Annotated in this window: 21 protein-coding genes; 12 read left to right on the forward strand and 9 right to left on the reverse strand. The window is 51.6% G+C overall.

Annotated elements, in window-relative coordinates:
• The first annotated feature begins 3 nt into the window (after positions 1 to 3).
• Genes WIH05_RS10655 through WIH05_RS10670 form a run of 4 tightly spaced genes read left to right on the forward strand, consistent with a single transcriptional unit; the run spans position 4 to position 2273 of the window.
• Entirely contained in the window at positions 4 to 759 is a 756-nt protein-coding gene (locus tag WIH05_RS10655) for an ABC transporter ATP-binding protein (protein WP_022273946.1), read from the forward strand.
• Entirely contained in the window at positions 746 to 1504 is a 759-nt protein-coding gene (locus tag WIH05_RS10660) for a TatD family hydrolase (protein WP_337425363.1), read from the forward strand. The genes WIH05_RS10655 and WIH05_RS10660 overlap by 14 nt, the downstream gene beginning before the upstream one ends.
• 60 nt (positions 1505 to 1564) lie before the next feature.
• Entirely contained in the window at positions 1565 to 1834 is a 270-nt protein-coding gene (locus tag WIH05_RS10665; protein WP_022273948.1) for a hypothetical protein, read from the forward strand.
• 1 nt (position 1835) lies between these two features.
• Positions 1836 to 2273 carry a hypothetical protein gene (locus WIH05_RS10670; RefSeq protein WP_158359972.1) on the forward strand — a complete coding sequence of 146 codons (438 nt, stop codon included), beginning with the start codon at positions 1836 to 1838 and terminating at the stop codon, positions 2271 to 2273.
• A 64-nt stretch (positions 2274 to 2337) separates the two neighbouring features.
• On the opposite strand, the gene metA is transcribed toward WIH05_RS10670, so the two are convergent.
• The 4 genes from metA to queA all read right to left on the reverse strand — a co-directional run bounded on the left by metA (position 2338) and on the right by queA (position 7224).
• Positions 2338 to 3270, reverse strand: coding sequence for a homoserine O-succinyltransferase (metA, locus tag WIH05_RS10675; protein WP_022273950.1), 933 nt, complete (start codon positions 3268 to 3270; stop codon positions 2338 to 2340).
• Positions 3260 to 5233 (reverse strand): NAD-dependent DNA ligase LigA, encoded by a 1974-nt coding sequence (gene ligA, locus WIH05_RS10680; protein ID WP_022273951.1) that lies wholly within the window; start codon positions 5231 to 5233, stop codon positions 3260 to 3262. The genes metA and ligA overlap by 11 nt, the downstream gene beginning before the upstream one ends.
• A complete protein-coding gene (locus WIH05_RS10685; protein ID WP_337425364.1) occupies positions 5226 to 6056 on the reverse strand; it encodes a pseudouridine synthase in 831 nt (276 codons plus the stop codon). Before WIH05_RS10685 ends, ligA begins: the two co-directional genes overlap by 8 nt.
• 130 nt (positions 6057 to 6186) lie before the next feature.
• Entirely contained in the window at positions 6187 to 7224 is a 1038-nt protein-coding gene (gene queA, locus WIH05_RS10690; RefSeq protein WP_022273953.1) for a tRNA preQ1(34) S-adenosylmethionine ribosyltransferase-isomerase QueA, read from the reverse strand.
• A 190-nt stretch (positions 7225 to 7414) separates the two neighbouring features.
• Here queA and nudC point away from each other — a divergent pair, with 190 nt between their 5' ends.
• Entirely contained in the window at positions 7415 to 8299 is an 885-nt protein-coding gene (nudC, locus tag WIH05_RS10695; RefSeq protein ID WP_022273954.1) for an NAD(+) diphosphatase, read from the forward strand.
• Here the strand turns inward: nudC and WIH05_RS10700 are convergent.
• Positions 8283 to 9176 (reverse strand): LysR family transcriptional regulator, encoded by an 894-nt coding sequence (locus WIH05_RS10700; protein WP_215653143.1) that lies wholly within the window; start codon positions 9174 to 9176, stop codon positions 8283 to 8285. The two genes, nudC and WIH05_RS10700, sit on opposite strands and share 17 nt — an antisense overlap.
• 107 nt (positions 9177 to 9283) lie before the next feature.
• Between WIH05_RS10700 and leuC the strand changes: the two genes are divergently transcribed.
• Both leuC and leuD read left to right on the forward strand, forming a co-directional pair.
• On the forward strand, positions 9284 to 10549 hold the full coding sequence (leuC, locus tag WIH05_RS10705) for a 3-isopropylmalate dehydratase large subunit (protein ID WP_022273956.1): 1266 nt from the start codon (positions 9284 to 9286) through the stop codon (positions 10547 to 10549).
• 12 nt (positions 10550 to 10561) lie between these two features.
• Positions 10562 to 11053, forward strand: a complete 492-nt coding sequence (leuD, locus tag WIH05_RS10710; protein ID WP_022273957.1) for a 3-isopropylmalate dehydratase small subunit — start codon at positions 10562 to 10564, stop codon at positions 11051 to 11053.
• Positions 11054 to 11124: 71 nt separating this feature from the next.
• Here leuD and WIH05_RS10715 read toward each other — a convergent pair whose 3' ends face one another.
• The gene (locus tag WIH05_RS10715) at positions 11125 to 12057 is read right to left on the reverse strand and encodes a DUF4392 domain-containing protein (protein ID WP_215653141.1); all 933 of its coding nucleotides are present in this window, start codon (positions 12055 to 12057) and stop codon (positions 11125 to 11127) included.
• A gap of 300 nt (positions 12058 to 12357) precedes the next feature.
• On the opposite strand from WIH05_RS10715, the gene WIH05_RS10720 reads away from it, so the two are divergent.
• Positions 12358 to 12696: a DUF3870 domain-containing protein gene (locus WIH05_RS10720; protein ID WP_022272175.1), complete on the forward strand. Its 339-nt coding sequence runs from the start codon at positions 12358 to 12360 to the stop codon at positions 12694 to 12696.
• Positions 12697 to 12805: 109 nt separating this feature from the next.
• Here WIH05_RS10720 and WIH05_RS10725 read toward each other — a convergent pair whose 3' ends face one another.
• Positions 12806 to 13216, reverse strand: coding sequence for an HI0074 family nucleotidyltransferase substrate-binding subunit (locus tag WIH05_RS10725; protein ID WP_022272174.1), 411 nt, complete (start codon positions 13214 to 13216; stop codon positions 12806 to 12808).
• The gene (locus WIH05_RS10730; protein ID WP_022272173.1) at positions 13197 to 13469 is read right to left on the reverse strand and encodes a nucleotidyltransferase domain-containing protein; all 273 of its coding nucleotides are present in this window, start codon (positions 13467 to 13469) and stop codon (positions 13197 to 13199) included. The genes WIH05_RS10725 and WIH05_RS10730 overlap by 20 nt, the downstream gene beginning before the upstream one ends.
• Before the next feature lie 242 nt (positions 13470 to 13711).
• Here WIH05_RS10730 and WIH05_RS10735 point away from each other — a divergent pair, with 242 nt between their 5' ends.
• Together WIH05_RS10735 and WIH05_RS10740 are read left to right on the forward strand one after the other, a co-directional pair.
• Positions 13712 to 14473, forward strand: a complete 762-nt coding sequence (locus WIH05_RS10735) for an ABC transporter ATP-binding protein (RefSeq protein ID WP_022272172.1) — start codon at positions 13712 to 13714, stop codon at positions 14471 to 14473.
• A gap of 29 nt (positions 14474 to 14502) precedes the next feature.
• Entirely contained in the window at positions 14503 to 15297 is a 795-nt protein-coding gene (locus WIH05_RS10740; RefSeq protein WP_337425365.1) for an ABC transporter permease, read from the forward strand.
• A 243-nt stretch (positions 15298 to 15540) separates the two neighbouring features.
• On the opposite strand, the gene WIH05_RS10745 is transcribed toward WIH05_RS10740, so the two are convergent.
• Positions 15541 to 16236 (reverse strand): GntR family transcriptional regulator, encoded by a 696-nt coding sequence (locus WIH05_RS10745; RefSeq protein ID WP_022272159.1) that lies wholly within the window; start codon positions 16234 to 16236, stop codon positions 15541 to 15543.
• A gap of 276 nt (positions 16237 to 16512) precedes the next feature.
• Here WIH05_RS10745 and pepD point away from each other — a divergent pair, with 276 nt between their 5' ends.
• Positions 16513 to 17976 carry a beta-Ala-His dipeptidase gene (gene pepD, locus WIH05_RS10750; protein WP_022272160.1) on the forward strand — a complete coding sequence of 488 codons (1464 nt, stop codon included), beginning with the start codon at positions 16513 to 16515 and terminating at the stop codon, positions 17974 to 17976.
• A 70-nt stretch (positions 17977 to 18046) separates the two neighbouring features.
• Positions 18047 to 19234, forward strand: coding sequence for a DUF3798 domain-containing protein (locus tag WIH05_RS10755; protein ID WP_022272161.1), 1188 nt, complete (start codon positions 18047 to 18049; stop codon positions 19232 to 19234).
• Positions 19235 to 19295: the final 61 nt, after the last annotated feature.

Genomic DNA, 19295 nt, shown 5'->3' on the forward strand with positions numbered 1-19295 from the left:
AAAATGATGAAGCTGGAGATTTCCGGCCTGTCTTTTTCCTATGGGGAAAGGCAGGTTCTGGAGGATATTTCCTTCGGCGTGGCAGAGGGAGAGTTTGTCAGCCTTCTGGGGCCGTCGGGCTGCGGAAAGTCTACGGTCCTAAAGCTTCTGACCGGGATCCTTTCGCCTGATCGCGGGAGGATCCTGGTGGATGGAGAAGAGATCCGGGGGCTTTCAAGTCATTTTGCCTATATGCCCCAGAACGATCTTCTGTTTCCCTGGAAGACCATCCTGGACAATGTGTGCCTGTACGGACGGATCCACGGCTCTCTGGAGGAAATGCGGGAGCGGGCCAGGGAATATTTTCCTGTATTTGGTCTGGAGGGGTATGAAGACAGCTATCCTGCCTCTCTTTCCGGCGGGATGCGCCAGCGGGCCGCCTTTTTGAGAACGGCCCTCTGCAGCGCGGACATCCTTCTTCTGGACGAGCCCTTTGGAGCCCTGGATGTGATCACCAGGGGAGAAATGCAGGACTGGCTCCTGGCCATGAGAAAGGAGCTGGGAAAAACGGTGGTCCTGGTGACCCATGATATGGATGAGGCCATCTATTTATCCGACCGGATCCTGATCCTGAACCCGGTTCCGGCAGGGATCCACGGGGAGATATCTGTCTGTGAGACCCAGAGGGACCGGGACTGGCTTTATGGACAGGGAGAGCTGCGCCGGGAGATCCATGGACAGATCATGGGAAAGGAGAGAAAGGGAAATGCTGCTTTGTGATGCCCATGCCCATCTGGGGAACGATACAGAATGGGAGGAGCGGACCGGAAAGGGGATCCTTTCCCTGATCTGCGCCACAGGGCCGGAGGAAGCCGGGAAGCTGTTTTCCAGGCTGGAATGGCTTAAGGGGAGAGCCGTGATCCCCACCGCCGGGCTCCATCCCTGGTATGCAGACCAGTATACGGTTCAGGATATGGAGCCATATATCCGGCGGTGCCCGGTGGTTGGTGAGATCGGTATGGACAGCGTCTGGTGCCAGGTGCCCCTTCCGGTCCAGGAGCGGGTATTCAGAGAACAGCTGGCCATGGCCTGTTCCCTTAAAAAGCCGGTGGTCCTCCATACCAAAGGCCAGGAAAAGGCCATTGCCTCCATTCTGAAGGAGTATCCGAATCGGTATCTTGTACATTGGTATTCCTGTGAGGAATATCTGGAGGAGTATCTGGCTCTGGACTGCTACTTTTCTGTGGGACCGGATGCGTGGTGGAATCCCGCGGTGGCACAGGCGGCAAGGCGGGTCCCCAGGGACCGGATCCTGGTGGAAACGGACGGGCTGGGAGCGGTACAGTGGGCCTATGAGAATGGGCCAGAGGATGGGAAGCGGACGGCTCCGGGAACAGTTTCAGAAGCGCTGGAGAGCACAGTCCGCACGATGGCAGAGATCAGAGCCGTGTCTTTGAAGGCCATGGAAGAGCTGGTTTTTGACAATCTGGTCCGTGGATTTCTGGGGGAGTTGTATTGTCTTTGATTCTCTCATGTGCTACAATCAGAGTGTTCCAATCGTATACTGCTGCTGGAGGGGACTGCCATGAAAAACTCCGTAACCATAAAAGAGATGACTCGGGCGGAAGAGAATCATATGATCAGAACAAACGAAATCGTAACGCTTTATCATGGCTCAAAATCGGGGATCCGTGGGATTCTTGATGAACAGAAACTTACGGAGGATGATCGCAAAAAACTGAAGCAGGAGAGTGAAGCCAACCGTTCGAAGGGAATCGCAATGGCAGATGAGATCTGCCGGAAGTATCGTCGTGACGGCATGTTTTTTGACGAAATATTAAAAGCGGGTGAATAGAATGGAAAAACTTACACTTGAAAAGCGCCAGCTTTGTGATATACAAGGACGATTATTTGAACTTGCTCTGAAAGCTGGATATGATTGCCCATTTTTTATAGAAGCTTTTATGAATAGTAAAGTTGCGGCGGCCCTGGATGATGTTTATGACCGGATGCAGTGGGCAGGCGAGGAATATATTCTTGAGGAGCTGAATGACGAAGTTGGAGGACTTAAAAAGACGGGCATATCTTACTCTATGGAGGTAATGTACTGGAGCGGATATACGTACCGCTACTGGCATTATTATACAGGGGAGTGCAGTAATGAAATATATAAAGCTGCCGATGCGGAAACCATGAATGAATGCTGGCCTGGTTTCCATACGCTTGATGTTGAGATGGCCATTGATGATCTGAAAGAGATCTATGAACAAAAACGGGATAAAGAGTGTATATAAAATAAAAGCTGCCTGACCCTCCATATTACGGAGGAACAGGCAGCTTTTATGATCCTGGAAACCGCTAGATCACTTCCGGAGACGGCTCCTTATACAGATCGTAAGGCGTCACCTGGTAAACGTAGAAGTTCAGCCAGTTGCAGTACAGGGTATTGGCCATATTTCTCCAGGTCAGGGGAGGGATGGAAAAGGGATCGTCATGGTCGTAATAATTTTTCGGGAGGGCCGGATCCAGTCCGCGGTTCAGATCCCTGTGATACTCGGCGTTTAAGGTCATGCGGTCGTATTCGGGATGGCCCTGGACGAAGATCTGGCTTCCGTCCCGGTTCATCACAAGAAAGACTCCGGCTTCCTCGGAGCGGGCAAGGATCTTAAGCTCCGGGTGCTTCAGGATATCCTCCTCCCGGACCTCAGTGTATCGGGAATGGGGGCAGTGAAAGGTATCGTCGAAGCTCCGCATCAGGGGGACCTTCCGGTCCAGAGTCCTGTGGGTGTAGATGCCCGACAGCTTTTCCTCCCTTTTATATTTGGGGATCCCGTAGTGGTAGTAAAGCCCAGCCTGGGCGCCCCAGCACAGGTGCATGGTGGAGGTCACATGGGACCGGCTCCATTCCATGACTGTCTTTAATTCCTCCCAGTAATTGACCTCCTCATATTCCATCAGCTCCACCGGCGCTCCGGTAATGATCATACCGTCGAAGCGGCGGTTTTTTACATCCTGGAAGGTCACATAAAATTTATTTAAGTGGCTGGCGGAGGTGTGGGTGGATTCGTGGGTGGACATGATCATATACGTACATTCCACCTGTAAGGGGGTGTTGGATAAGGCCCTTAAAAGCTGGGTCTCTGTGTCCTCCTTTAAGGGCATCAGATTCAGGATCAGGATCTCCAGAGGACGGATATCCTGGCTGGAGGCCCTGGCCTCATCCATGATAAATACATTTTCGCTTTCCAGTATGGCCCGCGCGGGCAGATCGTTCTGAATTTTAATGGGCATGGTCGTCTTCCTCGGTCATCTTAAGAAAATCTTCCTCTGAGAGAATGGGGATCCCCAGCTCTCTGGCTTTCTTATTTTTTGCTGAATTTGATGTCACATCGTTGTTGATCAGGTAGCTGGTTTTGGAAGTCACAGAGCCCGTGGCTTTTCCTCCCAGGGCCTCGATCCGTTCCTGGAGGGCCTTCCGGTTGGCAAAATGGGTCACAGAGCCTGTGATCACGAAGGTTTTTCCTGCCAGAGGCCCGTCCGCAGCCTCCTCCGGGCCGTCCTCCAGGGTCAGTTCCTTTAAAAGCCGGTCCAGGCTTTCATTGTTTTTCTGATCCTCAAAGTATCCCACCCAGGCGTCTGCCAGGACGGCTCCGATGCCGTCAATGGCACATAACTCCTCAGCGTCGGCCCTGCGCATGGCGTCCAGGTCGAAGCGGAAATGACGGCAGATCATTTTGGCGTTGGCCAGGCCGATGCCTGCGATGCCCAGGCCGTAGATCAGCCGCGGGAGCGTGGTATGGGAGGCGTTTTCTGCGGCCTGTACCAGGTTTTCATAGGATTTTTCCCCGAAGCCCTCCATGGTGACAATGGCGTCCCGGTGATGGTCCAGATGGAAGATATCGGCAAATTCGTGGATGAACCCGGCGGCAATGAATTTTTCCAGGGTCATTTCTGAAAGGCCGTCGATATTTAAAGCATCCCGGCTGACGAAAAGATCGAAGGCCTTGATCTTTTTGGCCTGGCAGTCCGGGTTGGTACAGTACAGGGATTTTATATCATTGACACTGCGGATCTCTGTTGCCCCTCCGCAGACGGGACAGTGGGCGGGGATATCCCTGACGCCGCTGCGGGTTAGGTTATCGGCGATCTGGGGGATGATCATATTGGCCTTATAAACGGTGATCCGGTCTCCGGCTCCCAGCTCCAGCCCCTCCATGATACTGAGGTTGTGGACACTGGCCCGGCTTACGGTGGTCCCCTCCAGCTCCACTGGCTGGAATACGGCCACCGGATTGATAAGTCCCGTCCGGGAGGCGCTCCATTCAATATAGGAGAGGGTGGTCTCCTGGAGCTCGTCCGCCCACTTAAAGGCAATGGAGTCTCTGGGGAATTTGGCGGTGCGGCCCAGGGATGCGCCGTAGGCGATATCGTCATAGAGAAGCACCAGGCCGTCGGAGGGGATGTCGTTGTTCTCGATCCGGCGGCTGAAATCTTCTACTGCCGCCTCCAGGGTCTCCGGGGTCACCTCCACAAATTCCACAGTCTCAAAGCCCATGGAAGCCAGCCATAAAAACTGCTCCTTCCGGGAGTTCTTAAAATCCACGCCATCGGCCTGTACCAGGGAAAAGGCCATGAAACGGACGTTCCGGCTGGCGGTGACGGCGCTGTTTAACTGACGGACAGAGCCGCTGCACAGATTCCGGGGATTTTTATACCTGGCGTCTGCGTCTGCGATGGAGGCGTTGAGTTTTTCAAAATCTGGATAGGTGATGACGGCTTCCCCCCGCAGGATCAGCCGTTCCTTGTACGGGATGGACATGGGAAGGTTCACAAAGGTCCTGGCGTTTCCGGTGATCACCTCCCCGATCTCGCCATTGCCTCTGGTAACTGCCTTGGATAAGACACCGTTTTCGTAAGTGAGCACCACGGTGAGGCCGTCCATTTTCCAGGAAAGGAGGCCTGTCTGGTTTCCCAGCCATTCTTTTAACTCATCCACACTCTTTGTCTTATTAAGGGAAAGCATGGGCTTTTCATGACGCTCCCTGGGAAGCTCGCTTAAGACCTCATAGCCTACCTTCTGGGTGGGGCTTCCGGCAAAAACTGTGCCAGTCTCCTCCTCCAGCCTTAAGAGCTCGTCGTACAGCCGGTCATACTCCAGGTTGCTCATCAGCTCCCGGCTTTCCTGGTAATAGGCTCTGGACGCTTCAGAAAGGACACCGGCCAGCTCCTTCATCCGTTTTAACCGATCATCCATTTCGGTCCCTCCTTTCCTGTCTGGCAGCCGGCCTCCTGGCGAAATCCGCAGGTCTTCTGGTCATGCTGGCCGGTTTCCCGGCCATGGCTGCCTGCATGGGAAGATTGGTGGAGTCCTTCACCAGGCGGCGGATCTCCGCCACCTCTGCCTCCGTCAGCTCCCGGTACTGGCCCCGTTCCAGTCCGCCCAGGGTGATGTTCATGATCCGCACCCGCTTTAAGTGCTTTACATGGAAATCCAGGGCCCGGCACATACGGCGGATCTGCCGGTTTAAGCCCTGGGTCAGTATGATGTGGAAGGTATAGGGGCCGGTCTTCCAGGCCTTGCAGGGCTTTGTCTTTACGGCCAGGTCTTCGATCCATACGCCTTCGCACATTTTCTGGAGAAATTCCTCTGTCACCGGATGGTTGACAGCCACAGCATACTCTTTTTCATGGTTATTCCCGCCCCGGAGGATCTTATTCACAATGTCCCCCTGGTTTGTCATTAAGAGGAGTCCTTCGGAGTCCTTGTCCAGACGGCCCACCGGGTAGATCCGCTGGGGATAATTTAAAAATTCCACGATATTTTCAGCCTGGTCCTTGTCAGAGGTGGTACACACGATCCCCCTGGGCTTGTTGACTGCCAGGAATACAGGCTTGTCCTTTCCGCCTACGGTCTTTCCGTCGCAGACCACAGTCTGACCGGGAGCTACCTTCATGCCCATGGACGCAGTCTGTCCGTCCACCAGCACCTTTCCGGCTTCAATGAGGCGGTCCGCCTCCCGCCGGGAGCAGATTCCGGCGTCACTGAGATATTTATTAAGACGAATGGCTTCCTCCATTGATGATCCTCCTTTTTCTGATTCATAAGTGCTGTATCCTGCTGTGATCCCATGGCCTGGGATGGAAAACGCCCCGCCGCCTGGGACGGGCCTGCCGGACCCGCCGTTTCCGGCGCAGGGCGTGAAAGGCTTAGACAGGATCATTGGTAATGAACATGGCGTCGCCAAAACTGAAGAAACGATACCGCTCTTTTATGGCTTCCTGGTATGCGTTTAAGATGTGCTCCCGTCCGGCCAGGGCGGAGACCAGCATCACCAGGGTCGATTCCGGAAGGTGGAAATTGGTGATCAGGCAGTCCAGGATCTTAAAACGGTATCCCGGGTAGATGAAGATATCGGTCCAGCCGCTTCCGGCCTTTAAGACCCCGTCCTCACCGGTGGCAGACTCCAGGGTACGGCAGCTGGTGGTGCCCACACAGATCACGCGGCCGCCGTTTTTCTTCGTGTCGTTGATCTTTTTTGCCTCTTCCTCCTCTACCACATAAAACTCTGAATGCATGTGGTGCTCCTCGATGGTGTCCACTTTTACGGGCCGGAAGGTTCCCAGACCCACATGGAGGGTCACATGGGCAATGGTGACGCCCATATCCTGGATCTCCTGAAGGAGCTCCTGGGTAAAGTGGAGACCGGCAGTGGGAGCAGCTGCAGAGCCGTCGTGCTTTGCATAGACCGTCTGATAGCGGCTTTTATCCTTTAACTGGTGGGTGATATAGGGCGGCAGGGGCATCTGTCCCAGCTGGTCCAGGATCTCCTCAAAGATCCCGTCGTATTCAAACTGGATCAGGCGGTTGCCCTCGTCCACAACGCCCACGACCGTTCCCTTTAAAAGGCCGTCTCCGAAGGAGACCTCTGCGCCCTCCTTCATCTTTTTTCCAGGCTTTACCAGGGTCTCCCAGACATTGTCGCTTTTTCTCTTTAATAGAAGGACCTCGATCTTTGCGTCGGTTCCCACCTTATGGCCAATGAGACGGGCCGGGATCACCTTTGTGTCATTGATGACAAGACAGTCTCCCTTTTTTAAATACTGCCGGATATCCCGGAAATGCCGGTGGCTGATATTTCCCGTTTCCTTATTTAATACAAGGAGCCTGGATGCGGCCCGGTCCTCTAAAGGATCCTGGGCGATCAGCTCCTGGGGTAATTCAAAATTGAAATCTGTTACATTCATGGTATGCACCTTCTCCCGTAAAAAATCGCTCTGCCTCATTGTACCAGAATGAAAAACGAAAAGCAAGAAAAGGAAAGAAAACTTATGCGGCTGCCGGATTTGACAAAACCCGCTTCATGGCGTATGATATTTTTTAGTATGGGCGTATGCCCTCTGGGTTTGTACAACGATGAAAAAAGGAGAGACTGCTATGATCCAGGATATTGGAGAACACAGGTTTGACCTGTCCTTCCGCCAGCCGGAGGCCAGGGACGAAGATTATGTATTATATATGAAGAGCAATAAAACGCTCTTAAGAAAAGCAGAGGATGGAAATTATGAGATCCCCAGATTTTCAGATTTCCCCATGGAAAAGGTGCGGCTGAAAATGAAGGCGTATTATCTGTTTGCCATCGACGGAACGGGGTATTATTATGTGCGGGAAATGCTCCAGGGAGAAGAGGACGGGTATGAATTCTGTCCTACCTCGGTGTTCCGGAAAATGACGCCCATGTACCAGGCCTTTGCCGGGATCACAGCCACCCAGCTCCACCGATGGAAGGAGAGCCGGAGGTTCTGCGGCCGCTGCGGCCATGAGACCGAGGACAGTAAAACGGAGCGGGCGGTGGTCTGTCCCTTCTGCGGCCAGACGGAATACCCCAAGATCTGCCCGGCCGTGATCGTGGCCATTACAGATGGAGACAGGATCATCCTGTCCAGATACCGGGTCAGCAATAATCCGTACCGGGGCTATGCGCTGATCGCCGGTTTTGTGGAGATCGGAGAGACCTTTGAGGATACAGTGCGCCGGGAGGTCATGGAAGAAGTGGGGCTGAAGGTAAAAAATATCCGTTACTATAAGAGCCAGCCCTGGGCTTTTTCCGATACGGAGATGATCGGATTTTTCGCAGAGCTGGACGGAGACGATACCATCCGTCTCCAGGAGGACGAGCTTTCGGAGGCCGGATGGTACCACAGAGACCAGGTGCCGGACGAGACCATGTTAAACAGCATCGGAAGCGAGCTGAAGATGGTCTTTAAGTACGGCAGCATGGAAAAATTTTATGAAGCCACCGGTATCAGGCCTGGGGAGTAGAGCAGAAGGCCAGAAACTCTCTTAAGGTCTGGGACTGGTCCTGGGGCGGGCAGGCAAAGCCGATGACCCGCCTGGGGATCGGCGCATCCAGCGGGACCTCCATGAGGGTCCCGTTTTTCAGATCGTCGGAGACAAAATCCAGGATCACGCAGGCGATGCCCAGACCGATGCGGGCGAATTCGATCAGGAGGGCCATGTCGGTCACCTCCAGAAGCTGGTTTACCTCGATGTCCCGGTCAGACAGGTAGGTATCCAGGTGCTTCCTGCTCATGTTGCTGCGGTCCAGGAGCATGATATTTCCCGTTTTGAAGATATCCGGGGCCGGTCCCTCCCGCAGGGTCAGGTTTTCCATATAGGCGGGAGTACAGACGAAGCCGTCGTGGATCTCCATGACAGGAGTGAAATTCAATCCTCTTCTGGCCCTGGGCTCTGCCACCAGTCCGATGTCGATCTTCCGGGCCTCCAGCATCTCCAGGGTATGGGCGGTGGACTGGCTTTCGATGGTGATGTTCACATGGGGATACTTTTCCACAAAGCTCTTTAAATAAGGTAAGAGAACGTATTTGCACAGGGTATTGCTGACGCCGATCTTTAACTGGCCGATGTGGAAATCATGGATCCGCTTTAATTCCTTTTCCCCACGGCTTAAGGAATCAAAGGCGGCGGCCACATGCTGGAAGAGCACGTTTCCCTCGGGGGTGAGCTGGACGCCCCGGGAATTTCTGAGAAAAAGCCGGGTCCCCAGGCTTTCCTCCAGCTTTCCAATGGCCTTGCTGATGGCCGGCTGGCTGATATACAGTTCTTTTGCAGCCCGGGAGATATTGCCGCACCGGGCCACTTCATAAAATATACGGTATTGAGACAGATGCTGCTCCATATTTATAACTCCATTTCATATTTAACATTCATATTATGTATTTCTATTATAGAGAATCCCATGCTAAAATGTCAACAGGCAGTTCCAAACGAGAGGAGAGATTCCAGATGGGAATGACAATGACACAAAAAATCCTGGCCGCCCATGCGGGGCTTCCGGAGGTAAAGGCAGGCCAGTTGATTGAGGCAGGGCTGGATCTGGTGCTGGGAAATGATATCACATCTCCCGTGGCCATCAATGAAATGAAGAAAATGAAGGACCAGACCGTTTTTGATAAGGAAAAGATCGCCCTGGTCATGGATCATTTTATCCCCAATAAAGATATAAAATCGGCAGAAAACTGCAAATGCTGCCGGGATTTTGCCAATGTTCACGGGATCACCAACTATTTTGACGTGGGAGACATGGGCATCGAGCATGCGCTCCTGCCGGAAAAGGGACTGGTGACCGCCGGGGATGCGGTGATCGGCGCCGATTCCCATACATGTACCTACGGAGCCCTGGGCGCCTTCTCCACCGGAGTGGGGAGCACCGATATGGCGGCTGGCATGGTCACGGGAAAGGCCTGGTTTAAAGTGCCGTCTGCCTTAAAATTCGTCCTTACGGGAAAGCCCTCCAAATGGGTCAGCGGAAAAGACGTGATCCTCCATATCATCGGCATGATCGGAGTGGACGGCGCTCTTTATAAATCCATGGAGTTCACCGGGGACGGCGTGAAGCATCTGACCATGGATGACCGGCTCACCATCTGCAACATGGCCATCGAGGCAGGAGGAAAGAACGGGATCTTCCCGGTGGATGAGACGACGGTCCAGTATATCAAAGAACACGGAGACCAGCCGTATACTGTATACGAGGCCGATGAGGACGCGGTTTATGACGCGGTGTACACCATCGACCTGGCTGCATTAAAGCCCACTGTGGCCTTCCCCCATCTTCCGGAGAACACAAAGGAAATGGGAACCTTTGAAGAGGTGAAGATCGACCAGGTGGTCATTGGTTCCTGTACCAACGGCCGGATCCAGGATATCCGTCAGGCGGCGGAGATCTTAAAGGGACGGAAGGTGGCAAAAAATGTCCGCTGCATCGTGATCCCGGCCACCCAGTCCATTTACCTCCAGGCCATGCGGGAAGGTCTTTTAGAGATCTTTATCGAGGCCGGCGCTGTGGTGAGCACTCCCACCTGCGGCCCCTGTCTGGGCGGCTATATGGGTGTTCTGGCAGCGGGAGAGCGGTGCGTTTCCACCACCAACCGGAACTTTGTGGGACGTATGGGCCATGTGGAGTCGGAGGTGTACCTGGCAGGTCCCGCAGTGGCGGCGGCCAGCGCGGTAACTGGAAGGATCTCCGCCCCGTGGGAGCTTGGTTTATAGGAGGGATGCAGCATGCAGGCAGAAGGAAGAGTATTTAAATATGGAGACAACGTGGATACGGATGTGATCATCCCGGCCCGGTATTTAAACGCCACCACCGGAGAGGAGCTGGCGAAGCATTGTATGGAGGACATCGATAAGGAGTTTATCCATAAGGTACAGCCTGGGGACATCATCGTGGCGGAGAAAAATTTCGGCTGCGGCTCCTCCAGGGAGCACGCGCCGTTGGCCATCAAGTGCGCCGGCGTCAGCTGTGTCATTGCCGAGACCTTCGCCCGGATCTTTTACCGCAATGCCATCAATATCGGCCTTCCCATCATCGAGTGTCCGGAAGCCGCTGCGGCCATCCGGGACGGCGACCAGGTGGAGGTGGATTTTGACCGCGGGATCATCCACAACAGGACGAAGGATGAGTCCTACGAGGGACAGGCGTTCCCTCCGTTCATGCAGAAGATCATTGCCGCCGGAGGCCTTGTGAATTATATCAACGCCGGAGCGGAATAGGAATATAAAAAGACAGAAAAAGGCCGGACGGCCCGCCGCAGGAGAGATCCCGCAGCGGGCCGTCCGGTGCGTTACGCCTGCACCGGGCGGGCGCTTACGGAGCTGAAAAATACAGACGCCTGGCCGTTTTCCTCCATCTGGGCCATAAGAGCATTGGAGACGGAGCGGAGCACTGAAAGATGGACGGCCAGGGATAAGTGATCCACGGTCTCCGTGTGTTCCTTTGTGCACCCGTCCACGCCGCCGGCCTCCACCACCCGGTGGAGCAGCTCGGCCTCCTGGGATTCGGTGGGAAGGAGATACAGGCTGGCCTGCAGGGAAAGAAGGGCCGCGATCCCCCAGCCCCACCAGTTGGATACGCCGCTGGCCAGGGTGATATCTGCCGCCTCGCTGGCACAGATCAGCTTTCCGCAGGGAACATGGGCCTCGATCTCATGGCGGTAGGTGCCCATGCCCATTTCATTGCCGCCGTCACCGATGGAGATGGTCTCTGCCCCGAAGGCGCGGGCCTCGGACAGGAACAGGGCAGAGTCGGTGATCATGTCGTCGATGGTCTCGCCACGCATGTTGTGGTAGTGACCGTCCAGAGCCTTTCCAGGCCGCTCCAGGCTGATAAAATGGGTGGGACGGAAGGAGCGGATGCAGTCTCTTATGAAGTCCCCGGATGCGTCCTCAGGGATCATGGAAAGGGCCGCCTTGGGAGCCCGGTAGGAGAGGGCTTCCTCCAGGAGATGGTAGGAGGCCCGGTCTGTGACCACCAGGACCTGGGCTCCGGCCTGGGTAAAGGCAAAGGCCAGGTTGGCGGTGCCGGAGGGGCCGTCGGTCTCTCCGATACAGCCGCCGTCCTCCATGCGGACGGGAAAGCCCGTTAAAAGGATGACACGGGCGGCATGTCTTAAGGATTCGGCTGCTTTTTTGATGGGATTTTCCGGAAGGGACGCAAGAAGGCCCCGGCCGCCCATGTCCTGCTTCATGATCGCATCCAGCTGGTGATAGAAATTCATTTTTTGATCCTCCATGGAAAATTCGCAGATACGCAGGATCCGGCCCTTAAGGGCAATAAAAAAAGACCCACGTATCCCGTTGAGATTCATGGCTCTTACTTAAGGAGGGAGCATCCGGGCAGGAGTCCCTTTAAATAAAAGAATCGTTATTTGTTAAGACCATCTTAGCCTATAACGGGGGAAAAGTCAAGGCTTCCGGGATTTACAAAGGCAGCAGGTTTATAGTAAAATGAGGAGGGGAATACGGCTCCGGGAAACGGATGAAGCCGGAAGAAAACGGAAAAAAGGGGGAGCAGAACGGTGTATGCAGAAAATACGGTCCTGGTGGTAGGCCAGGCCAAGCCCAGCCGGGAGGACGCCATTTATAATCTTCATGGGGAATTTTACATCAGCCTGGTGGTGGAAAGGGACACGGGAAGGATCCTGGACGTGGACTGCAATACGATCCTTTCAGTCACAAAGAACTTTGTGGCGTCCATGTTCGTGGGGAAAAACCTGAGGACTGATACAGAAGTTTTGGAGAGGGAGATAAAGGAACGGTACTTTGCCCTGACCCAGAAGCCTCTTATCGCCTGTATGAAGGACGCCTATAACCGGTACATGATGGCCTGCCAGGGGCCGCGCCAGGGCGGCCGGTGAGCCGGGATGGATCAGACTGGCCTTCTCCCCGGCGGGAAAGACCACCGGGGAGTTTTCTGGCCGCCGGTCCAGGGCCGGGGCATCCGGCTTTTACGGCCAGAACATCGGATCATAGAGATTCCTTCAGCAGCTCATCTACGGTATTACGAAAATCATAAAACAGATCCAGATACCTTCCAATGATGGTCATACAGGCGCTTTTAATGATCGCTCCATCATAATCATGGGCCAGCTCATTCCTGGTCCGGAGCATTTCCAGCCATGTGTCGTCGCTGATCAGCTTTGCCTGGAATGCTTTTTTCAGCACTTCTTTTGGGGAGCCTGTCACAAAATCTGTGATCTCATAGTAGCCTACGATGATATCCTTCATCACCTTCCAGGCCAGATCCATGGTAATGCTGAATTTTGCCGTTGTGCCGCTGAGGACAAAGGAATCGCTCATATCCCTCTGCCTTGCCTCTGCAAGTGCATCCAGGGAACGTTTAAAGCTTTCATATCTCTTATAAAATCTTTCTTCCATATTTTCTGATATCCTCCATTAACAGTTCGTTTGCACAGGTATCCATGTTTACAACATCGATGGAATACAGGGTAGGAATGTCGTCGATCTCATCCCTGCACCGGTCGAAGTCCCTGCATCCGGAGATCGCAATGTCGATATCGCTTCGTTCAGCAGCGGTTCCCTTTGCCCTGGAACCGAATAAGACCACCTCTCTGGCCTGGTATCTGCGGCCGATCTTCACGATTTCCTGTAATATTTCTGCAACCGTCATAAGACCACCCCTCTCTTCCACATGGCTCTATATATGCCCGGAGCCATGTCTGGACCTGTCTTTTATGCCCTGTCTCATGATGGATATTATACAATATACAGAGCCTTCGATACAATACCTAATAAAAATACGATGGGTCCAGGGCCGGGGCATCCGGCTTTTTACGGCCAGAAATGCCGGATTCACGCCCGGAGCGCAGGCGGCATATTCTGATAGAAACAGAAGATGTTCAGAGGTGGTCCATGATTCCCAAGCTGGAAGTCAGTCATTTATGCTATTCCTACCATACGATGGAGGGGGAGACGGAGGCTCTTTCCGATCTGTCCTTTCAGGTGCAGACAGGAGAATTTCTGGCAGTGGTGGGGCCGTCGGGCTGTGGGAAATCCACACTGCTGTCCCTGATCTGCGGCCTTTTAAAGCCGGATTCCGGCAGGATCCTTCTGGATGGCCAGCCGGTTTTGGAAGGAGATACCAGGATCGGCTACATGCTCCAGAAGGATCATCTTTTTGAGTGGAGGACGATACGCTCCAATGCCTGTCTGGGGCTGGAGATCCAGAAAAAGATGGATCCAGACCATGAAAAAAAGGTGGAAGAGCTTCTTAAGGCTTATGGCCTTGGAAACTTTGCCGAAGCCAGGCCCTCGGAGCTTTCCGGCGGCATGCGCCAGCGGGCGGCCCTCATACGGACCCTGGCCCTGGAGCCGGATCTTTTGCTGTTAGACGAACCATTTTCGGCCCTGGACTATCAGACCAGGCTCACGGTCTGCGACGATATCAGCACCATCATCCGCAGCCGGAAAAAGACGGCAGTTCTTATTACACACGATCTTTCAGAAGCTGTGAGCGCAGCGGACCGGATCCTTATCCTGACCCGCCGCCCCGGCCGTATCAAAGATACCATTTCTATTACGTTTCCCAAAGAAGCGGATAGTCCATTGAAAAGAAGAAATTTTCCGGAATTTTCCGTTTATTTTAATGAGGTGTGGAAGATTCTGAAAGAATAGGAACGATCCCAGTGATTTGGAGGTGTCTCATGAAAACGCATGAAACCCTGGCCCAGCAGGAATTTGTGGCAAGACAGCTGCGCCGCCGCCAGATGGTGGTTCTGGCCCGGCTCTTTCTTTTCCTTTCGGTCCTGGTCCTCTGGGAGGCCTGCGCCAGGACCGGTGTGATCAATGCTTTTATTTTCAGCTCTCCATCCCGCATCGTCCGCTGTTTTTTCTCCATGGTGCTGGATGGAAGCATTTTTTTACACACCGGAGTCACTATCCTGGAGACTCTGGTGAGTTTTTTCTTTGTAACTGCGGTGGGGATCCTTGGGGCCGTGGCCCTCTGGTCCAGTAAAAGCCTGGCAGAGATCCTGGATCCCTATCTGGTGATGTTAAACAGCCTTCCCAAATCGGCCCTGGCCCCGATCCTCATTGTCTGGCTGGGGAGCAGCATGAGGACTATTGTGGCGGCCGCCGTTTCGGTGGCCGTATTCGGCTCTATTTTAACGCTCCACAACGGATTTATGTCCATGGACCCGGACCAGGCCCGTCTGATCCGCTCCCTGGGGGGAGGAAAGAGGGAGATCCTGTTTAAGGTCCTTCTTCCCGGATCTGTCCCTCTGATCATCAGCAATATGAAGGTAAACGTGGGGCTCTGCCTGGTGGGAGTGATCATCGGAGAATTTCTGGCCGCCCGGCTGGGGCTGGGATACTTGATCATTTATGGGAGCCAGGTGTTTAAACTGGATCTTGTACTCATGTCCATTGTGATCCTCTGTATCCTGGCAGCCCTTATGTACCAGGGGATCGCCATGGCGGAGCGGCGGGTGAAAAGATAAAAGATCAGCCCCGGTGGGCCTGTTCTGTGAAGAATGGGGGAGCCGGGGTTTTGATAGTCCGCCTGCCGGCACATGTTTCCAACAGGTATAAATCCAGAATGTTTCTGAGTAAATAGTGGGAGAACTGTATATTAAAGGCAATGGTATCGAATCATTGATATCGACGGTTGAAAACACCATGTGCTGAACCGCATGTATGATGGCTTGGAAGATGTTAGTTCGTCACCGTCTTTTCGGTTGCAGCTATAAAAAAGCCGGGGGTGTTTTTGGCAAATGAATGGAGTCAGCAGAGTTCTCAAAAATCAAGTGAAAGGCGGACTTTTTTGATTCCTCAATGTGCAGCACCATTTTCTCTGCGGCTTTTTCCCAATTCCCCTGGAGACAGGGGACGGTGATGGCAAGATGTTCCTGGAAGGTTTCTTCCAGGCGATTATTGGAAACATTTCCAGTCATGTATCGGAGTCTGGTATCCTGGGCATGAATTAGGCGGTAGGACCGGTGGATATAGGTGTTAGGACAGGTTTCAATGATCATTAAGTGAAAACGGGAATCCAGATCGTAAAAATAATCATTGTTCTGAAAACATTCATTATCTGAATTTTTGTGTGAGAAAATATGATAAAACTCGGTCAGTGATTCCTGGGGGAGAAGGGCCCCATAATTCATGAGAGCATAAGGCTCATAAAGCAGTCTCATTTCATATATCATATTTATTTCTCTGACAGAAAGTGGTGTAACCATAATTCCACGCTTGGATCGGATCTGAATCAGGCCCTCCTGTTCCAGGCGGCTTAGAGCGTCCCGGACCGGGGTCCGGCTTAGATTCATATCTTCAGTTAACATCTCTTCGTTTAAAAAAGCGCCTGGTGCATATTCGCAGGTAATGATTTTCTGGCGGATATGGTGATAGGCCAATGTCTTTAAATTGGTTTTTGGCATATGTTTTTACTTCCCTGTGTGTTGTATACGATAAAATCTTAGCATATTTTTGAGGTGGTTGCAATATTTTGGCGGAGAAAATCGAGTTTTAGTCAAAATTGATAAAAAATTATAATAAAATTCTATAATCATACACAAAAATATGATTAATACACATATTTGCATTGACATGATGTCGTAATATGTCTATAATCTGATATATACAACAATGAATACAAGATGAAATATATCAGACAAAATAAAGGGTAAAGAGTGAAGCAGGAAAGGAGAAATTATATGGCAACAGCGAAGTGTCTGGAAGGCTTAGAACCAAAGCGTGTATTTGAAGTATTCAGTGAATTGAGCGAGATTCCCCATGGTTCAAAAAACGAGAAGGCGATCAGTGATTATATCTACACATTCTGTAAAAAACTGGGGCTGGAAACCTATCAGGATAAAACCAATAATCTTATTATTAAGAAACCAGCTACTTCTGGATATGAAAATGCTCCTACTGTAGTCCTTCAGGCTCATTTGGATATGGTCTGTGAAAAAAATGCCGATACAGTTCATGATTTCAAAAAGGATCCTATTCGGATTATGCGGGATGGGGATCGTATTTATGCAGATGGAACTACGTTAGGCGCAGATAATGCCACGGGTCTTGCTTTTGCTATGTGTGTTCTGGAATCAAAGGAGATTCCTCATCCAGCATTAGAGGTTGTTTTTACTGCTGATGAGGAAGCAGGAATGAGTGGGATAAAAGCTCTTGATTTTTCCAGAATAAAAGGAAGAGTGATTCTTAACCTGGATTGCAGTGATGAAGGAATCGTAGTGGGTTGCGCGGGTTCCTCTGTGGTCCGGATGAAATTGAAAGCAGCTAGAGGGCCATTGAAAGATAGTATGGTGTGTATGAAATTAAAGATTCGCGGTTTGAAAGGCGGGCACAGTGGATTGGATATCACGAAGGAAAGGGGAAACGCCAATGTGATTATAACAAGAATTCTTGTGGACGCAGAAAATGAACTGGGAGCTCAGCTTTCATGGATTTCCGGTGGACTTCAGACCAATGCAATTTGTCGCGAGGCTGAAGCTGTTGTGGCTGTCGAGGAAAAAAAGAGGAATGAATGGAAAGTACTCATTGAGAGATGGGAAAATATATTAAAAAAGGAATTTAAGGTAAGTGATCCGGAAGTTACAGTTATTTCTGAGGAAGTAGGAAATGCAGACGATTGCTTTGATCAGGCAGGAACGGAGAGAGTGCTTGACTTTTTGATGAATATTGATAGTGGATTAATTGCAATGAACATGGAAGTTCCTGGTGTTGCAGAAACAAGTGGCAATGTTGGGACCATATCAACAGAAGGGGAGGAGATTACTGTCCGGGTTAATTATCGAAGTGGTTTGGAAAGTAAGAAGCGGTACATAGTGGAAAAGAATAGGCGTCTTGCAAGGGCTTTCGGTGCGGATTTTTTAGTGGAATCTGATTCTCCAGAGTGGGAGTACAAAGCTGATAACCGTTTAAGCAGTTTGGTTCAGAAAGTTTTTGAAAAACGATATGGAAAGAAAATGGTAGTAGAGGTATCTCATGGTGGAAATGAATGTGGAACATTTTTTAAACAGTTTCCAGATGCAGATATCGTATGCTCCGGCACACAGATTACCGGAGCCCATACGCCAAAAGAAAGCGTTATGGTGAGTACTATCCAGAAGGAATGGGAAATGCTTTGCCTCACTTTAAAGGAAATGCTTGAATATTAAAACAATGAAATGGGGTTCCATTTTCATAGGAATAAAATAATTTAATGTATAATTAAAAGGAGGAAAAACAATGAGAAAGAGGTTGGCAGTAATGTTGGCGGCAGTAATGGCGGTATCTCTGGCAGGCTGTGGAAGCACTCCGAAGGAAAGCAGTACAGAGGCAGCTGGAGCTTCGGAAACTCAGGCAGAGAGCGTAGCGACAGAAGGAGAGGAGGATTTTAAAATTGGTATTTTAACTTCTACCGTATCCCAGGCAGAGGAGGAATACCGGGCCGCAGAGTCTGTGAAGGAAAAATATGGAGACCGTATTATCCACCAGACTTTTCCGGATAAAGCGTCCAGTGAACAGGAGACCACTATTTCAATCGCTCTTTCCATGGCAGCAGATCCTGATGTAAAAGCAATTATCTGTAATACGGCGATGGAAGGTACGGCAGCTGCAATGGAAAAGGTACGGGAAAAGCGGCCAGACATTTTGCTTCTGGCAGGCGTACCCAATGAGGCACCAGATGTGATCTGTGCTGCAGCGGATTTAGTATTTCATCCAGATGTGGCAGAGATGGGTACTATGGTGGCAGAGGCCGCAGCAGAAATGGGAGCAACAACAGTAGTCCACTACTCTTTCCCGCGCCATATGGCTCAGCCACTAAATATTGCAAGACATGATAATATGAAGGCAAAGTGTGAGGAGCTGGGACTGACTTTTGTTGATGGAACTTCTCCAGATCCCCAGGGTGACGCAGGAATTGCTGCAACACAGCAGTATATATTAGAGGATGTGCCGCGTAAGGTGGCAGAGTATGGCGAGAATACGGCTTTCTTTGGAACTAATGCAGGGCAGCAGGAACCTATGTGTAAAGCTGTTTTTGAGTCCAAAGCAATTTATCCCCTTCCAGATAATCCTAGCGTTTTTTACGCTTTCCCGGGGGCTTTAGGGATTGAAGTTCCAGAAGATAAAAAGGGCGACGTTTCCTTCATGCAGGAGCAGATCAGCACAAAGCTTGCAGAGAATGATATGAGCGGCCGGATGGGCGCATGGAGCGCACCGATGCACACTATGTTCATTGAAGGGGCAGTAGAATATGCAATGGAATATTGCAACGGCGAGTTTACGGAACGGGCAGATCTGGATAAATTTACAGAAATTTTTTCCGAATTTGCAGGCGGAGATGTCAGTGTACGCAAATATACTGATATTGAAACAGGAACCAGCTATGATAATTTCTTTGTCGTATTAGGAAAGTTCATTCAGCTGTAAAAAGAAAATGGGAAAGGGATTAGACGCCGCTAAACCGCGGCATCTAATCTCTTCCTTGCTA

Source organism: Alitiscatomonas sp., from assembly GCF_037242085.1.
In the GTDB taxonomy this organism is placed as follows: Bacteria; Bacillota; Clostridia; order Lachnospirales; family Lachnospiraceae; genus Alitiscatomonas; species Alitiscatomonas aceti.

Coding starts and splice junctions, on each gene's coding strand:
- WIH05_RS10730 (WP_022272173.1), bottom strand. CDS start 13,469: ATGACGGTTGCAGAAATATTACAGGAAATCGTGAAGATCGGCCGCAGA.
- WIH05_RS10670 (WP_158359972.1), top strand. CDS start 1,836: ATGGAAAAACTTACACTTGAAAAGCGCCAGCTTTGTGATATACAAGGA.
- WIH05_RS10700 (WP_215653143.1), bottom strand. CDS start 9,176: ATGGAGCAGCATCTGTCTCAATACCGTATATTTTATGAAGTGGCCCGG.
- leuC (WP_022273956.1), top strand. CDS start 9,284: ATGGGAATGACAATGACACAAAAAATCCTGGCCGCCCATGCGGGGCTT.
- WIH05_RS10755 (WP_022272161.1), top strand. CDS start 18,047: ATGAGAAAGAGGTTGGCAGTAATGTTGGCGGCAGTAATGGCGGTATCT.
- WIH05_RS10660 (WP_337425363.1), top strand. CDS start 746: ATGCTGCTTTGTGATGCCCATGCCCATCTGGGGAACGATACAGAATGG.
- WIH05_RS10745 (WP_022272159.1), bottom strand. CDS start 16,236: ATGCCAAAAACCAATTTAAAGACATTGGCCTATCACCATATCCGCCAG.
- WIH05_RS10715 (WP_215653141.1), bottom strand. CDS start 12,057: ATGAATTTCTATCACCAGCTGGATGCGATCATGAAGCAGGACATGGGC.
- WIH05_RS10740 (WP_337425365.1), top strand. CDS start 14,503: ATGAAAACGCATGAAACCCTGGCCCAGCAGGAATTTGTGGCAAGACAG.
- WIH05_RS10735 (WP_022272172.1), top strand. CDS start 13,712: ATGATTCCCAAGCTGGAAGTCAGTCATTTATGCTATTCCTACCATACG.
- queA (WP_022273953.1), bottom strand. CDS start 7,224: ATGAATGTAACAGATTTCAATTTTGAATTACCCCAGGAGCTGATCGCC.
- metA (WP_022273950.1), bottom strand. CDS start 3,270: ATGCCCATTAAAATTCAGAACGATCTGCCCGCGCGGGCCATACTGGAA.
- ligA (WP_022273951.1), bottom strand. CDS start 5,233: ATGGATGATCGGTTAAAACGGATGAAGGAGCTGGCCGGTGTCCTTTCT.
- WIH05_RS10685 (WP_337425364.1), bottom strand. CDS start 6,056: ATGGAGGAAGCCATTCGTCTTAATAAATATCTCAGTGACGCCGGAATC.
- WIH05_RS10655 (WP_022273946.1), top strand. CDS start 4: ATGATGAAGCTGGAGATTTCCGGCCTGTCTTTTTCCTATGGGGAAAGG.
- nudC (WP_022273954.1), top strand. CDS start 7,415: ATGATCCAGGATATTGGAGAACACAGGTTTGACCTGTCCTTCCGCCAG.
- WIH05_RS10665 (WP_022273948.1), top strand. CDS start 1,565: ATGAAAAACTCCGTAACCATAAAAGAGATGACTCGGGCGGAAGAGAAT.
- WIH05_RS10725 (WP_022272174.1), bottom strand. CDS start 13,216: ATGGAAGAAAGATTTTATAAGAGATATGAAAGCTTTAAACGTTCCCTG.
- leuD (WP_022273957.1), top strand. CDS start 10,562: ATGCAGGCAGAAGGAAGAGTATTTAAATATGGAGACAACGTGGATACG.
- pepD (WP_022272160.1), top strand. CDS start 16,513: ATGGCAACAGCGAAGTGTCTGGAAGGCTTAGAACCAAAGCGTGTATTT.